The organism is Micromonospora craterilacus (genome assembly GCF_003236315.1).
GTDB lineage: Bacteria > Actinomycetota > Actinomycetes > Mycobacteriales > Micromonosporaceae > Micromonospora > Micromonospora craterilacus.
Window position 1 is genome coordinate 1 of the sequence record NZ_POTY01000054.1, and the last position, 14,734, is coordinate 14,734.

15 protein-coding genes are annotated in these 14,734 nt (G+C 73.2%); 4 read left to right on the forward strand and 11 right to left on the reverse strand.

The features are described from left to right. The 4 genes from dxs to C1I95_RS11270 form a co-directional block, all read right to left on the reverse strand. Nucleotides 1-1,909, reverse strand: a 1,909-nt coding sequence (dxs, locus tag C1I95_RS11255; RefSeq protein WP_111213745.1) for a 1-deoxy-D-xylulose-5-phosphate synthase, incomplete at its 3' end; no start/stop codon positions are given. A gap of 71 nt (nucleotides 1,910-1,980) precedes the next feature. Beyond that, on the reverse strand, nucleotides 1,981-3,168 hold the full coding sequence (locus C1I95_RS11260; protein ID WP_111213746.1) for an anhydro-N-acetylmuramic acid kinase: 1,188 nt from the start codon (nucleotides 3,166-3,168) through the stop codon (nucleotides 1,981-1,983). A gap of 27 nt (nucleotides 3,169-3,195) precedes the next feature. Beyond that, complete coding sequence (locus C1I95_RS11265) at nucleotides 3,196-4,416, reverse strand: class I SAM-dependent RNA methyltransferase (RefSeq protein ID WP_111213747.1); 1,221 nt, start codon at nucleotides 4,414-4,416, stop codon at nucleotides 3,196-3,198. 76 nt (nucleotides 4,417-4,492) lie between these two features. Further along, nucleotides 4,493-6,565: an APC family permease gene (locus C1I95_RS11270; RefSeq protein WP_111213748.1), complete on the reverse strand. Its 2,073-nt coding sequence runs from the start codon at nucleotides 6,563-6,565 to the stop codon at nucleotides 4,493-4,495. A 193-nt stretch (nucleotides 6,566-6,758) separates the two neighbouring features. Between C1I95_RS11270 and C1I95_RS11275 the strand changes: the two genes are divergently transcribed. After that, nucleotides 6,759-7,421 carry a potassium channel family protein gene (locus C1I95_RS11275; protein ID WP_111213749.1) on the forward strand — a complete coding sequence of 221 codons (663 nt, stop codon included), beginning with the start codon at nucleotides 6,759-6,761 and terminating at the stop codon, nucleotides 7,419-7,421. A gap of 2 nt (nucleotides 7,422-7,423) precedes the next feature. Continuing rightward, complete coding sequence (locus C1I95_RS11280; RefSeq protein ID WP_111213750.1) at nucleotides 7,424-8,113, forward strand: potassium channel family protein; 690 nt, start codon at nucleotides 7,424-7,426, stop codon at nucleotides 8,111-8,113. Between the two features lie 25 nt (nucleotides 8,114-8,138). On the opposite strand, the gene C1I95_RS11285 is transcribed toward C1I95_RS11280, so the two are convergent. The 4 genes from C1I95_RS11285 to dut form a co-directional block, all read right to left on the reverse strand. Further along, a complete protein-coding gene (locus C1I95_RS11285) occupies nucleotides 8,139-8,807 on the reverse strand; it encodes a DUF3159 domain-containing protein (RefSeq protein ID WP_111213751.1) in 669 nt (222 codons plus the stop codon). A gap of 85 nt (nucleotides 8,808-8,892) precedes the next feature. Then, entirely contained in the window at nucleotides 8,893-9,273 is a 381-nt protein-coding gene (locus tag C1I95_RS11290) for an OB-fold nucleic acid binding domain-containing protein (RefSeq protein WP_111213773.1), read from the reverse strand. A gap of 129 nt (nucleotides 9,274-9,402) precedes the next feature. Beyond that, nucleotides 9,403-10,083 carry a DUF3710 domain-containing protein gene (locus C1I95_RS11295; RefSeq protein ID WP_111213752.1) on the reverse strand — a complete coding sequence of 227 codons (681 nt, stop codon included), beginning with the start codon at nucleotides 10,081-10,083 and terminating at the stop codon, nucleotides 9,403-9,405. Beyond that, on the reverse strand, nucleotides 10,080-10,610 hold the full coding sequence (gene dut / locus C1I95_RS11300; protein ID WP_111213753.1) for a dUTP diphosphatase: 531 nt from the start codon (nucleotides 10,608-10,610) through the stop codon (nucleotides 10,080-10,082). Before dut ends, C1I95_RS11295 begins: the two co-directional genes overlap by 4 nt. An 86-nt stretch (nucleotides 10,611-10,696) precedes the next feature. Between dut and C1I95_RS11305 the strand changes: the two genes are divergently transcribed. Continuing rightward, the gene (locus C1I95_RS11305; protein ID WP_111213754.1) at nucleotides 10,697-11,188 is read left to right on the forward strand and encodes a DUF3093 domain-containing protein; all 492 of its coding nucleotides are present in this window, start codon (nucleotides 10,697-10,699) and stop codon (nucleotides 11,186-11,188) included. Nucleotides 11,189-11,244: 56 nt separating this feature from the next. On the opposite strand, the gene C1I95_RS11310 is transcribed toward C1I95_RS11305, so the two are convergent. Both C1I95_RS11310 and C1I95_RS11315 read right to left on the reverse strand, forming a co-directional pair. After that, nucleotides 11,245-12,033 carry a hypothetical protein gene (locus C1I95_RS11310; protein ID WP_111213755.1) on the reverse strand — a complete coding sequence of 263 codons (789 nt, stop codon included), beginning with the start codon at nucleotides 12,031-12,033 and terminating at the stop codon, nucleotides 11,245-11,247. Nucleotides 12,034-12,337: 304 nt separating this feature from the next. Next, nucleotides 12,338-12,634, reverse strand: a complete 297-nt coding sequence (locus C1I95_RS11315; protein ID WP_111213756.1) for a DUF4193 domain-containing protein — start codon at nucleotides 12,632-12,634, stop codon at nucleotides 12,338-12,340. A 432-nt stretch (nucleotides 12,635-13,066) separates the two neighbouring features. Here C1I95_RS11315 and C1I95_RS11320 point away from each other — a divergent pair, with 432 nt between their 5' ends. Further along, entirely contained in the window at nucleotides 13,067-13,579 is a 513-nt protein-coding gene (locus C1I95_RS11320; RefSeq protein WP_199523703.1) for a LytR C-terminal domain-containing protein, read from the forward strand. Between the two features lie 140 nt (nucleotides 13,580-13,719). Here the strand turns inward: C1I95_RS11320 and C1I95_RS11325 are convergent, their stop codons facing one another. After that, entirely contained in the window at nucleotides 13,720-14,538 is an 819-nt protein-coding gene (locus C1I95_RS11325) for an inositol monophosphatase family protein (protein WP_111213758.1), read from the reverse strand. Between the last annotated feature and the right edge of the window lie 196 nt (nucleotides 14,539-14,734).

The following is a 14,734-nucleotide window of genomic DNA, read 5'->3' on the forward strand; positions in this document are numbered from 1 at the left end:
CGACTGGGTTGGTGTCCAGGCGGGAGATCCAGCCGGTGACGTCGCGGGCCACGTCCTGGGCGGTCAGGCCGAGGTCGGCCAGGATCTGGCTGCGGGAGCCGTGCGGGTGCCACTCGGCCGGCACCCCGAGGTCCCGCAGGGGCACCCGGACACCGGCGTCCCGCATGGCCTGGCCGAGGGCGTCGCCGACGCCGCCGACCCGGACGCCGTCCTCGACGGTGACCACGAGGCGGTGCCCGGCGGCCAACTCGACCAGCTCGGCCGGGACCGGGCGAACCCAGCGCGGGTCGACCACGGTCACCCCGTAGCCCTGCTCGGCGACCCGGGCGGCGACGTCCATGCCCAGCTCGCCGAAGGAGCCGACGGCGACCAGCAGCACATCGGTACGCGCCGACTCGGTCAGCACGTCGACGGTGCCGACCCGGCGCACGGCCGGCAGGTCGGCGGCGACGGCACCGGTCGGGTAGCGCAGGATCGTCGGGCCGTCGTCGACGGCGATCGCCTCGCGCAGTTCCTCGCGGAGGGTGGCGGCGTCGCGCGGCGCGGCGATCCGCAGGCCGGGCACCACCCCGAAGACCGACATGTCCCAGATGCCGTAGTGGCTCGGCCCGTCGGGGCCGGTGATGCCGGCCCGGTCCAGCACGAACGTGACCGGCAGCTTGTGCATCGCCACGTCGAGCAGGACCTGGTCGAAGGCCCGGTTGAGGAAGGTCGCGTAGACCGCCACCACCGGGTGCAGCCCGCCGAGCGCCAGGCCGGCCGCCGAGGTGGCGGCGTGCTGCTCGGCGATGCCCACGTCGTAGGTGCGCTCCGGGTACTTGCGGGCCAGCTTCGCGATGCCGGTCGGCTCGGCCATGGCCGCGGTGATGCCGACCACGTCGGGCCGCTCGTCGGCGATCGCGACCAGCTCGTCGGCGAAGACGTGGGTCCACTTCACCGACGGCGCGGCGGTGGCCTTGCCGGTGGCGATATCGAAAGCGCCCGGCCCGTGGAAGCAGTCCGCCTCGTCCTCCTCGGCGGGGCGGTAGCCGTAGCCCTTGCGGGTGACCGCGTGCACGATCACCGGGCCGCCGAAGTTCTTCGCCGCCCGCAGCGCCGACTCGACGGCGGCCACGTCGTGCCCGTCGACCGGGCCGACGTACTTGATGCCGAGGTCCTCGAACATCGCCTGCGGCGCGACCGCGTCCTTGATGCCCTTCTTGACCGCGTGCAGCACCTCGTACATCGGCTTGCCGACCAGCGGGGTCGAGCCGAGGGCGTCCTTGACCGCGTCGAGGACCTTCTCGTAGCCCGGGTTCAGCCGCAGCGTGGAGAGGTGGTCGGCGAGACCGCCGATGGTCGGCGCGTACGAGCGGCCGTTGTCGTTGACCACGATCACCAGGGGGTTGCCGGCGGCGGCGATGTTGTTCAGCGCCTCCCAGCACATGCCGCCGGTCAGCGCCCCGTCGCCGACCACGGCCACCACGTTGCGCGACTCGCCGCGCAGCGCGTACGCCTTGGCCAGCCCGTCGGCGTACGACAGGGCGGTGGAGGCGTGCGAGTTCTCGATGATGTCGTGCTCGCTCTCGGCCTGGCTGGGGTAGCCGGAGAGCCCACCGCGCTGGCGCAGCTGGTCGAAGCCCTCCTGCCGGCCGGTGACGATCTTGTGAACGTACGCCTGGTGGCCGGTGTCGAACAGCAGCCGGTCACGGGGAGAGTCGAAGACCCGGTGCATGGCGAGGGTGATCTCCACCACGCCCAGGTTGGGGCCGATGTGCCCACCGGTGCGTGACACCTTGGCGATCAGGAAGTCACGGATCTCGGCGGCGAGGATGTCCAGCTCGGTGGCCGACATCCGCTTGACGTCCTGGGGACCGTGCACCGCGGCCAGCAGCCGGCCCTGGTTGGCCGTGTCCTCGTCAACACTCATGACCGCAGAGTCTATCGGCCCTCGCGCACCACGCAGCCCGGGTCGGCCGGCCCGCGGCATTGAGCGGGAGGTCAGTCCCGCACCCGCAGCCGGCGTGGCGGCATGATCCGCGGGCCACCGCCGGGCGAGCCGTGACCGGCCCGGTGCGGCGGCCCGGCGGGCGTCCAGGAGCCGAGCACCGCCGCGCGGGTGGCCCCGGTCACCGACGGAAGCGCCCCCGGCAGCCCGTGCCAGGACAGCCAGCCCAACAGGGCGAACGCGTACGCCTCCTTCGCCCGCGCCGGGATGCCCAGCTCGTCGGTGGTACGCAACCGCCAGCGACCGGCACCGAGCGCGGCGAGCCGCCGCCACAACGTCGGGTTGCACACCCCGCCACCGGCGGCGACCACCTCGACCACCCGGTGCCGGTCGCAGGCGTCGGCCACCACCCGGGCGGTCAGCTCGGTCAGCGTGGCGAACACGTCGTCGGCCGGCACCGGCTCGCCGACGGCGGCCAGCCGCTCGTCGAGGTACCGGGCGTGGAACAGCTCCTTGCCGGTCGATTTCGGCGGCGGCGCGGCGTAGTACGGCTCGGCGAGCAGTTCGGCGAGCAGGGCCTCGTGGACCCGGCCGGCCGCCGCCCGGGCACCGTCCCGATCGCAGGCGGCGTGGAGCAGGCGCCGGGCGGCGGCGTCGAGCAGGGCGTTGGCCGGGCCCACGTCGTACCCGAGCACCGGCGCCCCGGCCGCGACCACGGTGAGGTTGGCGATGCCGCCCAGGTTCAACGCCGCCCGCGGCGCCGCCCCGCCGCCGGCCAGCAGCAGCGCGTCGAAGGCCGGCACCAACGGCGCGCCCTGCCCGCCGGCGGCCACGTCCGCCGAGCGCAGGTCGCCGAGCACGGGTACGCCGACCCGGGCGGCCACCCGGGCCACCGAACCCAGTTGCAGGGTGCCCCGGGTCCGCCGGTCCTCGACCCAGTGGAAGACGGTCTGCCCGGGCGACACGACGGCGTCGACGTCGCCACCGGCCAGCGCCACGCCCACCGCCGCGGCCTCGGCGAAGACCTCCCCCAACCGGTTGTCGAGCCGGCAGACGGCCTCGATCGTGGTCGTCGCCGGCGGCAGCACCGCCCCGATCGCGGCGCGCAGCTCGTCGTCGTAGTCCAGACCCCGGTGCCCGAGCGGCCGCAACCACAGGGTGTCGCCCTCGGCGGTGAACTCGGCCACCGCCACGTCCACCCCGTCGTACGAGGTACCCGACATCAGCCCGACGATCTGCACCGCGCCAGGCTAACGAGCCGGCTCGACTCAGCCGGGCAGCAGCAGCCCGACCAGCTCCACGTGCTGGGTCATCGGGAAGAGGTCGTACCCGCGCAGCGCCGCCAGCCGCCAGCCGAGGCCGGTGAAGACCCGCAGGTCCCGGGCGAACGCGGCCGGGTCGCAGGCCACGTAGGCCACGGCGCGGGGCCCGGCGGCGACCACGTCGCGGACCACCCGTGCACCGGCCCCGGACCGGGGCGGATCGAGCACCACCACGTCGACCGGCCCGGTGATCCGGCGGCGGGCCAGCGCGGTCTCCACCCGGGCCGCCACCACCTCCACCCGGGGCAGGTCGCGCAGGTTCTCCCGGGCCGCCGTGACGCCGTCGCCGGCCGCCTCGACCAGGGTGACCCGCCCGGCCGCACCGACCCGGTCGGCCAGCGCCGCGGCGAACAGCCCGGCCCCGCCGTAGAGATCCCAGGCCGTCTCCCCCGGCCGTGGCCCGGTCAGCTCCAGCACCGCACCGACCAGGGTGTCCGCCGCGGCGGGGTGGACCTGCCAGAACGACGAGGTGGGCAGCGACCACTCCCGGCCCACGGCCCGCTCCCGGACCCGGCCCGGGCCGCTCACCACCCGGGTACGCCCGGGTGCGAGGGCGGTCACCGCGACGTCCCCGGCGGTGGAGGCGACCGTCTCCACCGCGTCGGCGTCCGGCCAGCGGGCCCCGGTCGGGGTGAGCACCGGCAGGTCCTGGATGGCCGGGTGGGCGATCAGACAGCGGTCCACCGGCACCACCTCGTGCGAGCGGTGTTTGAGCAGCCCGGCCCGGCCCGCGGCGTCCACCGCGTAGCGGACCCGGGAGCGCCAGCCCAGCAGGCCGCCGGGCAGCGCCTCGACCTGGACGTCCAGCGCGTCGCACTCGGCCTCCTCGAGGCCGCCGAGGCGGGTGAGCTGCTCGCGGACGACCGCGGTCTTCCAGCGCAGCTGGGCGTCCGGGGCGACATGTTGCAGGTCACAACCCCCGCAGCGACCCGGGCGGGCGTACGGGCAGGGCGGGGCGACCCGGTCCGGGGCGGCCTCCAGCACGGTCACCGCGTCGGCCCGGACGAAGCCCCGGTGCACCTCGGTGACCTCGGCCACCACCCGCTCGCCGGGCAGGGCGTGCCGGACGAAGACCACCTGGCCGTCCACCCGGGCCACGCAGTGCCCACCGGGGGCCACCGCCGCCACGGTCAACTCGACCCGCTCCGCCTCTTCCAACCCGCTCACCCCGCCACCTCGCTCCGCTCACCGGCGGCGCGAGGCGCCACGCTGCATTGCCCGACAGTTCGCTCGCCGCACTCGCTCACCGCTCCTCACCATCCGGCTGGCCGGTGCCGGGTGGGCCGGGGGCCACCGGCGGGACGCGCGGTGGCAGCGTGCTGCGCGGCGCGACCCGGGGGCCACGGACCGGGCCCCGGCCCAGGGTGGCGTCCATCCGGTCGAGATCCTTTCCGGCGGTCGAGGCGAGCTGCCACGGCACGCTGGTCACCATCACCCCCGGCTCGAACAGCAGCCGGCCCTTCAGCCGCAGCGCGCTCTGGTTGTGCAGCAGGTTCTCCCACCAGCGTCCGACGACGTACTCCGGGATGAAGACGGTGACCACGTCGCGCGGCGAGTCCCGGCGGACGCGGGCCACGTAGCTCAGGATCGGGCGGGTGATCTCCCGGTACGGCGAGTCGATCACGGTCAGCGGGATCGGCACGTCCCGCCGCTCCCAGTCGGCCTGCAACTGCCGGGTGTCGTTGTCGTCCACGTTCACGGTCACCGCGGTGAGCGTGTCCGGCCGGGTGGCCTGGGCGTACGCCACCGCCCGCAGGGTCGGCTGGTGCAACTTGCTGACCAGCACGATCGCGTGGTTGCGGGCGGGCAGCACCGGCCGACCGTCGTCCGGGGTCAGCTCGACGGCGACCCGGTCGTAGTGCCGGCGGATGGCCAGCATCAGCAGGTAGATCACGCCCATCGCGACGATGGCGATCCAGGCGCCGAGCAGGAACTTGGTGACCAGCACGATGAGCAGCACCGCGCCGGTCATCGCCATGCCGAACGAGTTGATGGCCCGGGAGCGGACCATCCGGCGGCGCGCCTGCGGATCCCGCTCGGTACGCAGGTGCCGGTTCCAGTGCCGAATCATCCCGGCCTGGGAGAGGGTGAACGAGACGAAGACGCCCACGATGTAGAGCTGGATGAGCTTGGTCACCTCGGCCTGGAAGCCGACGATCAGCACGATCGCGAAGACGGCCAGGAAGAGGATCCCGTTGGAGAAGGCGAGCCGGTCGCCCCGGGTGTGCAGTTGCCGGGGCAGGTAGCGGTCCTGGGCGAGGATCGAGCCGAGGACCGGGAAGCCGCTGAACGCCGTGTTGGCGGCCACGAAGAGGATGGTGGCGGTCACCCCGACCACCAGGAACAGCAGCACCGAGTCGGCACCGAAGATCGTCTCGCCGAGCTGGGCGGTGACCGTCTTCTGCACGTACCCCGCCGGGCCGGCGACGATCTGGTGGCGCGGGTCCTCGACGAACTGCAACCCGGTGAGCCGGGCCAGCCAGACGATGCCGATCAGCATGGTCACCGCGACCAGGCCGAGCATCAGCAGGGTGGTGGCGGCGTTGCGGCTCTTGGGTGCCTTGAACGCCGGCACCCCGTTGGAGATCGCCTCCACCCCGGTGAGCGCGGCGCAGCCGGAGGAGAAGGCCCGCAGCAGCAGGAACGCCATCGCCCAACCGGTGGTGTCGTGCCACTCCGCGGCGATCACCAGGTCGGCGCTGGGTGCCCGCAGGTCGTGGCCGAGCACCACGATCCGGACCAGCCCGGTGAGGATCATGCCGACGATGACGATCATGAAGCCGTAGGTGGGGATGGCGAACGCGTTTCCCGCCTCCTTGAGGCCACGCAGGTTGACCGCGGTCAGCAGGACCACGGCGCTGACCGCGATGAGCACCTTGTGCTCCGCCACCAACGGGATCACCGAGCCGAGGTTGGCCACCCCGGAGGAGACCGACACGGCGACCGTCAGCACGTAGTCGACCAGCAGTGCGCTGGCCACCCCGATGCCGAAGCGGGGGCCGAGGTTGACGGTGGCCACCTCGTAGTCGCCGCCCCCGGAGGGGTAGGCGTGCACGTTCTGCCGGTAGCTGGCCACCACCGTCAACATCACCACGACCACCGCGAGGGCCACCCACGGCGAGAAGACGAAGGCCGAGGCGCCCGCGATGGAGAGCATCAACAGGATCTCGTCCGGCGCGTACGCCACGCTGGACAACGCGTCCGAGGCGAAGACGGGCAGGGCGATGCGCTTCGGCAGCAGGGTGTGCTTGAGGCGGTCGGACCGGAACGGTCGACCGACGAGCAGCCGCTTCAGCAGGGAGGTGGATCGGGCCACAGCCGCCAAGCGTACGACCACTGTCGGCGGCGGTGCCGGCGGTGGCCCTGTGGCCGGCCGCAGGGCCTCGGCCAGCCGTGGGGTGGTGGCCGACGCGCCGCACCGCCGGAGTACCGTCGGTCCCCGCCCGCGGCCCCGACGTGGCAGGCTCGCAGGCGATGAGGCGCAGCGGTACGCACCCTTGGGAGGCAGCGTGCATATCGTGATCATGGGATGTGGCCGGGTCGGCTCGACCCTGGCCCACAACCTGGAGTCCCGGGGGCACTCGGTGGCGATCATCGACCAGGACGCCGACGCCTTCCGCCGGCTGGGGCCCGACTTCGGTGGCATCACCGTCACCGGGGCCGGCTTCGACGGCGACGTGCTCCGGCAGGCCGGCATCGAGCGGGCGGACGCCTTCGCCGCCGTCTCCAGCGGCGACAACTCCAACATCATCTCGGCTCGGCTGGCCCGCGAGACGTTCGGCGTGTCCCGGGTGGCGGCCCGCATCTACGACCAGCGCCGGGCGCAGGTCTACGAGCGGCTGGGCATCCCCACCGTGGCCACCGTCCGGTGGACCGCCGACCGGATGCTGCGGCACCTGCTGCCGGAGGGCAACGTGGAGATCTTCCGGGATCCGACCAGCACGGTCTCGATCGTCGAGGTGCCGGTGCACAAGGACTGGATCGGTCGGCCGGTGCCGGCCCTGGAGGAGGCGACCGGAGCCCGGGTGGCGTACCTGATCCGCTTCGGCATCGGCACGCTGCCCACCGCCTCCAGCGTGGTGCAGGAGGGCGACCAGGTCTTCATGCTGGTCACCGACGACATGGTGGCCACGGTCACCGCGGTGGCGGCAGCGCCGGAAGGAGCGCAGTGATCATGCGGATCGCCATCGCCGGCGCCGGCAACGTGGGTCGCTCGATCGCCCAGGAGCTGATCGAGAACGGCCACCAGGTCCTGCTGATCGAGCGGCAGCCGCGGATGCTGCGGCCCGACCGGGTGCCGGCCGCGGAGTGGGTGCTGGCCGACGCGTGCGAGCTGGCCAGCCTGGAGGAGGCCGACCTCGCCGGCTGCGACGTGGTGGTCGCGGCGACCGGCGACGACAAGGTCAACCTCGTGGTCTCGCTGCTGGCCAAGACCGAGTTCGCGGTGCCCCGGGTGGTCGCCCGGGTCAACCGGGCGGAGAACGAGTGGCTGTTCACCGAGCAGTGGGGCGTGGACGTGGCGGTCAGCAAGCCACGGGTGATGGCCGCGCTGGTCGAGGAGGCGGTGACGGTCGGCGACCTGGTCCGCCTGATGACCTTCCGGCAGGGTGAGGCGAACCTCGTCGAGATCACGTTGCCGCCGACCGCGCCGTACGTCGGGCAGCCGCTGCACGCGGTGCCGCTGCCCCGGGACGCCGCGCTGGTGGCGATCCTGAGGGGCAAGCGGGTGCTGGTGCCCAGCCAGGACGACCCGATCGAGGCCGGCGACGAGCTGATCTTCGTCTGCACGGCCGAGGTGGAGGACGCCGTCCGGGAGGTGGTGCTCGGTCCGGGCAGCGTCGAGCGCACCCGCGACTCGCGGTGAGGCGGCGAGCGGGCGCCGAGCCCGCTCAGCCGGCCAGCGGCGCGGTCCCCGGTTCCCGGGTGACCCGGCGTACGGTCCAGACCGTGATCAGCAGCAGCAGCACGTACGGCGGGTAGCCCAGCGCCAGCCGGGCCACACCGAGCGCGGTGTCCTGCTCGGCGAGGTAGAGCCCGGCCTGCACGCCCACCTTGGCCAGCCAGACCACCCCCCACAGCACGGTCAGCCAGGTGAAGGTCCGCACCAGCTTCGGGTCGTCCCGCCACGCGGAGCTGCCCTTGGCCACCAGCACCGACCAGAGCCAGCCGACCAGGGGCTGCCGGATCAGCGCCGAAACCAGCAGTGCCAGCCCGTAGCCGATGCCGTAGAGGATGCCGGGTAGGTAGAAGTCGCGGGCCTCGCCGGTGCGCCAGGCGATGGCGGCACCGATGGCGATGCCGAACAACCCGTTGACCGCGTGTCGCACCGGCCGCCGCTGGGCCAGCCGCAACGCCCCGATCAGCACCGCCACGCCCACCGACGCGATCACCGCAGGGCGCAGCTCGCCGAGGATGTTGACGACCACGAAGACCACCACCGGGATGCTGGACTCGACCAGCCCCCGCCAACCACCGAGCTGGTCGGCCATCTGCTCGGCGACGGTGGGCAGCCGCTCCTCGTCCACCGGCTGGGTTGCCGGCTGCTGTCCGGTGGTCATCGCCCGCCCTTCAGAAACTGTCGTGAACCCTCGCGGCGGCTGCCCGAGGTTTCCCGACAGTCTCTCACCCGCCGCACCCGGAGCTTCACTTCGACGGCTCCAGCTCGTAGTACGGGTTGTAGATCACCTTGCGGTCGTCCCGGATCGCGATCCGCCCCTTGGCGGTCAGGTGCCGCCCCGGTTCGATGCCGGTGATCCGCCGACGCCCCAGCCAGACCAACGTCACGACGTCGCTGCCGTCGTAGAGGTCCGCCTCCAGCGCCGGCTGGTTGGTCCGCGGCGTGTAGACGACGGTACGCAGCCGGCCGGTGACCGAGGCCACCTGCCCTCGGGCGCACTGCAGCACCGGCACCGCGCCGCACCGGGCGCTCTCCTGTTGCAGCTGCTGCGCCTCGATCTCGGCCTCGCTGGCGGTGAGCCGGCGCAGCATCCGCCGCAGCGAACCCCGACCCTCGTCGGCCGTCATGACCTCCGCGTCACCCTCTCCAACCCGGCCGGCTACCGCCAGCACCCGCTGCCGCTCCGGCGGCGCCGGAACGGCTCCCGCCAGCGTACGCCGATCGGGGCCGTCCCGGCGCTCCGGCGAGTGCCCGCCTCAGCGGGCACCCGGCGTCGACGCGGCGTCGGCTGCGGCCTGGTCGGGCTGCCCGGCCTGCTCGCCCGCCTCGCCCGCCTCGCGCGGCAGCCGCAGCGGCAACGGCTCGCGCACCGGCTTGGCCTCCCCGCCGCGGTCGACGACCAGGCCGTCCAGGCACTGGGCCAGCGGGCCGGCGGCAGCCGGGTTGGTGGCCGCCTCACCCTGGTACACCGCGCGGACCATCCACCGCGGCCCGTCGACGCCGACGAACCGCAGATCGGTCAGCCCGTCCTCGGTACGCACCCGGGCGTGCAGTTCGGGGCCGTACTCGCCGGCCACCTCCTGCGCGGCGGCACCGTCTTTGAACAGCGACTGGCGGATCTCCTCGCGCACCTCGTTCCAGATCCCCTCGGAGCGCGGAGCGGCGAAGACGCCGAGCTGCAGGGCACTCTGCCCGTGCACCAGCACGACCTGCTGGATCACACCCTGCTGGTCGGCCTGCACCCGCACCTCGACGTCGGGCACCGCCGGGATCTGCAGGCTGCCCAGGTCGAGCCGCTGCACCCCGTCGGGCGCCTCGGTGACGTCGTACGGCCCGCGCGCCGGCTCCGCCGGGACCGCCTCGGCACCCTCGGGCACGTCGGTGGCCCGCTCGTCACGGGCATGCCGTCCCGCGGCCCGCTTTCGGGAGAAGATCACTGGGTCCACCCTCCGCTGTTCGCACTCACCGTGCCACCTCTTCCGTCCGCGCCGTCCGTCGCCGGCGGCGGTACCAGCCCGACGTGCCCGCCGGTGGAGCCGTGCCCGCCGGTCCCGCGTCCGGACGCCGGCAGCTCGGCCACCGGCTGGAAAACCGCCCGTTCCACCCGCTGCACAACGAGTTGCGCGATCCGGTCGCCCCGGGAGATCTGCACCGGCACGTCCCGATCATGGTTGATCAGGTTGACCAGGATCTCACCCCGGTAGCCGGCGTCGACCGTACCGGGCGCGTTGAGCACCGTCACGCCGAGTCTGGCCGCGAGCCCCGATCGGGGGTGGACCAGACCCACGTACCCCTCGGGCAACGCGATCGCCACGCCGGTCGGCACCAACGCCCGACCGCCGGGCGGCAACTCGACGTCGGCGGCCGCCACCAGATCGGCGCCGGCGTCACCGGGATGGGCGTACGCCGGCAGCGGCAGCTCGGGGTCGAGCTGCCGGACCGGCACGGGCACCAGATCGGTCACGGTCTCCCTCTTTCGTCCGTTCCGCTGGGGGTGACCCTGCCATCCTGCCCGGTACCCGGGTGGCTGCGCGCCGTACCCTGGCACGAGTGAGCCAGTCACCGTCACCTTCGTCCACCACGGCGACCCCGGCGTACGCCGAACGGCTCCGCCTGCCCTGGTGGCTGTGGCTGGCGGGGCTGGTCGCCGCCGCCCTGCTCGCCGTCGAGGTGTGGATGGGCGGTTCCGGCGTACGCGCCTGGTTGCCGTTCGCGGTGCTGCTGCCGGCCACCGTCGCCGGGCTGGCCTGGCTGGGCCGGATCCGGATCGCGGTGACCGACGGCGAGCTGCGGGTCGACGACGCCCGGCTGCCGGCGCGGTTCGTCGCCGACGCGGTCCCGTTGGATGCCGACGGGCGGCGGGAGGTGCTCGGCGTCGGCGCCGATCCGCTGGCGTTCGTCGTCCAGCGCCCGTGGATCGGGGGTGCGGTCCAGGTCGTCCTCGACGACCCGGCCGATCCCACCCCGTTCTGGGTGATCAGCTCCCGGCACCCGGTCGAGCTGGCCGAGGCTCTCCTGGCCGCCCGCGACGCGGCGAACTGATCCGTTACGCCCGGCCCACGACGGCTCGGGACCGCTGAACCCGCCGGCTCCGACCGTCAGGGCGCGCCGGGCGGCGCGGGCGGAGCACCGGGCAGGGCCGGCGGAGCACCGGGCAGGCTGCGCCGCTGCCGGCGCAGGTCGGTGCGGAGCTGGTCGGCCAGCGAGCGGGTGGCCCGCCGGTTCAGGAAGCTCGCCACCGCGGCGCCGGTGAGGAAGGGCCCCAACGTGGTCAGGTTGCGGCCGAACCGCTTGAGCAGGGTGTCCCGCAGCTCGTGGCGGGCAGCCGTGCCGAGCACGGCGCCGACACCCACGCCGGGCATCATCGGGTTGACCCCCCGCTGGTTGGCCCAGGCCTGCACCAGGGCCACCGTCCGCTGGGTGCCGCCGGCGGGCAGCGGGACCCCGTAGACCTCGTGCAGTTCACCGGTCAGCTTCAGCTCGATCGCCACCACCGTGACCGTCTCGGCGGCGAGCAGGACAGGTGCGGACAGCAGGCTCGGGGCGACCGTCCACTGCACCGCGGAGGCCCCGCCGCCGGCCGCACCGATCCCCGCGGTCGCCCGGGACGCGTTGCGCACCAGCCGGTCGGCCAGCTCCTCGCCGTCCAGATCCGGAAAGTGCTGGCGCAGCGTGGCCAGGTCACGGATCGGCACGTGCGGCGCGATCTCGGCGACCGTGTCGACCATCCAGCGCAGCGCCGCCTTCGGTTTGAACAGGTCACCGACCCCCCGGGCCCGGGCCTGGCCGACCAGTCGACCGAGCAACTGGCGGCGGGTCGCCGGCTCGACGTCGTCGGCGGTCAGCGCCACGATCGTCGCGTCCAGCTCATCCCCACGCTCACTCATGACGGCACTCCGCTGCGCTCCGTGCCGCCATGAGGCACCACCACACTGAGCCGATGATTCGCTCGCTGACGCTCGCTCATGACGGCACTCCGCTGCGCTCCGTGCCGCCATGAGACACCACCACACTGAGCCTGACGATTCGCTCGCTCCGCTCGCTCATGCCCGACCTCCCGGGTGGACGACCGCCGGCGCGACGGCCATGCCTCACGAGTCAACCAGGTTGCCCGGCGCGGCGCTCGCCGAGCCGGGCAGCGGCGGCTCCACTCGGGAGCCGCCGCTGTGGTGGTGGTGCGCTACCCGTCGTTCAGACGCACTCGCGGCAGATCAGCTCGCCGTTACGTTCGAGCGCCAACTGGCTGCGGTGGTGCACCAGGAAGCAGCGGGCACAGCGGAACTCGTCCTGCTGCATCGGCAGCACCTTGACCGTGAGCTCCTCGTCGGCCAGGTCGGCGCCGGGCAACTCGAAGCTCTCAGCCACTTCGGCCTCGTCGACGTCCACGGCGCCCGACTGCGAGTCGACACGCCGGGCCTTGAGCTCTTCCAGGCTGTCCTCGCCGAGGTCGACCTCGTCGCGGCGCGGGGCGTCGTAGTCGGTGGCCATCGGTTTCACTCTCCCATTTCGATGTTGTCGCTTCCGGTTGTAACGCCGGACGACGCTGTTTCGGTTCCGCTGGCCGGCCACCGCTAGTGTCGGCCACCTGACCCGACGACCGTTCGGGCCAGACCGCCGGAAGAAACTCCCCGGCGAGCGCGGAACCCTACCCCCCCTTTGGGCGAGGCATGTATACCGCCCTCGTGGCTGAGATGTACGCCCCTGCACGGGAAGTTGTTCCCAATGTGACTCAGGCGACACGAAGATAGGGGTAGTACTACCCGGTTCTTGGATGCCGCGCCGGCATGTCGGACTGTTTCACGCGACGGTCGGACAACCGTTAACCTCAGCGGCGTACCTGACGGCCGGCGGGGCGGCCCGACCGCCAGCGGCCGCCGCCAACCATCACTGCCCGGGAGCGCCCTGATGAGCTTTGCGCGAGTGCGAGCACTCGTTGTCGTCGGCATGCTGGCCTTGGTCGCCCTGGTCTTCGTGATCGTCGCCATGCTCCGGGACACCCAGAGTAACGCCGGTCTGGGCGAAGGCTGCCCGGCTGACTGGCCGCGGGCCGACGTCACCCTGCGCGAGGCCAAGGAAGTCAAGATCGAGGTGCTCAACGGCACCGACCGCCCCGGGTTGGCGGCCAGCGTCGGCGACGACTTCCGCAACCGCAACTTCAAGGTGGAGAAGGAATCCAACGCGAAGAAGCAGATCGACGACGTGGCGGTGCTGCGCTACGGCCCGAAGGGCGTGGGCGGGGCGCACCTGCTGCGGGCGTACTTCCTGAACGCCGCCGACCACGAGTACGACCCCAAAATCACCACCGATGTCGTCAAAGTGACGCTCGGCAACAGCTTCCAGCAGTTGGCCACCACCACCGAGGTCAACCAGTCCCTCGGTGACCTCGGTGCCCCGGTCGCCCCGCCGGGCTCCTGCCCGATGGCCGACGACTGACCGGCAGGCTCGCCACCCGGCGATGCCCGGCCCGGCCAGAGCCTCGATCGGATCGCCCGTCCGGCCGGTTGTCGAGTTGACCGGGCGGGTCGGGTCGATCTGGCCGGACGACCGGCCGGAACCGCGATCATCCGGCCGGCTCAGGGGCCGCCGGAGGCGTCCAGCTCGGCCAGGCGGTCGTGCAGGGGGCCGAACAGCGCCAGCGGCGCGGCGATGACCATGTCCGGTCCGGGCGCCAGCCCCTTGAGACCGCCGATCACCAGGCCGGCCTCGGCCGCCACCAGCCCCCCGGCCGCCTGGTCCCAGGCCGCCAGCCCCTTCTCGTAGTAGGCGTCGGCCCGCCCCTCGGCCACCACGCAGAGGTCGACGGCGGCCGCGCCGAGCCGGCGGATGTCCCGTACCTGCGGAATCAACTCGGCTACCACCCGGGCCTGGTGCGCCCGGCGGCCCGGGTGGTAGCCGAAACCGGTGATCACCAGTGCCTGGCCGAGGTCGGTCTCGGTGGAGCAGCGCAGCCGCCGTCCGTCCCGCCAGGCGCCGCCACCGAGGGTGGCGGTCCACTCCTCGCCGGTGTGGATGTTGCGGACCACACCGGCCACCACCTCGCCATCCACCTCCGCGGCGATCGACACCCCGCAATGCGGCAGCCCGTACAGGTAGTTGACCGTGCCGTCGATCGGATCCACGATCCACCGCACCCGCGCCGGGGCGTCCGTGCCGTGCTCCGCCGCGCCGTACTCCTCGCCCAGCACGGCGTCGCCCGGCCGCAGCCGGCGCAGCGCGTCGGTGATCTGGCGCTCGACCGCGCGGTCGGCGGCGGTCACCACATCGGTGACGGTGCTCTTGGTCGCCGCCACCGAGACGCCCTCGGCCCGCATCCGGTGCGCGGTGGCGGCCGCGTCCCGGGCCACGTCGATCGCCATCTCCAGCAGTTCCCGCGGCGGCGGCGTCGAGTCCATCGTCGGTCCCCTTCCCGCACGGCCGGGTTTCCGGGTCCCGCGCGGGTATCATCCTTACAAAGTCCACAAGCGCACCGAATCGGCGGTCCCGATCGCCGGTCAGCCGTGCGGCGCAGGATGATCGCCGCCGACGGCGTTACAATTCACCCCTGCCCACGCGCCACGGACCGCCCGACGACCGGCCGGCCCGGGACAC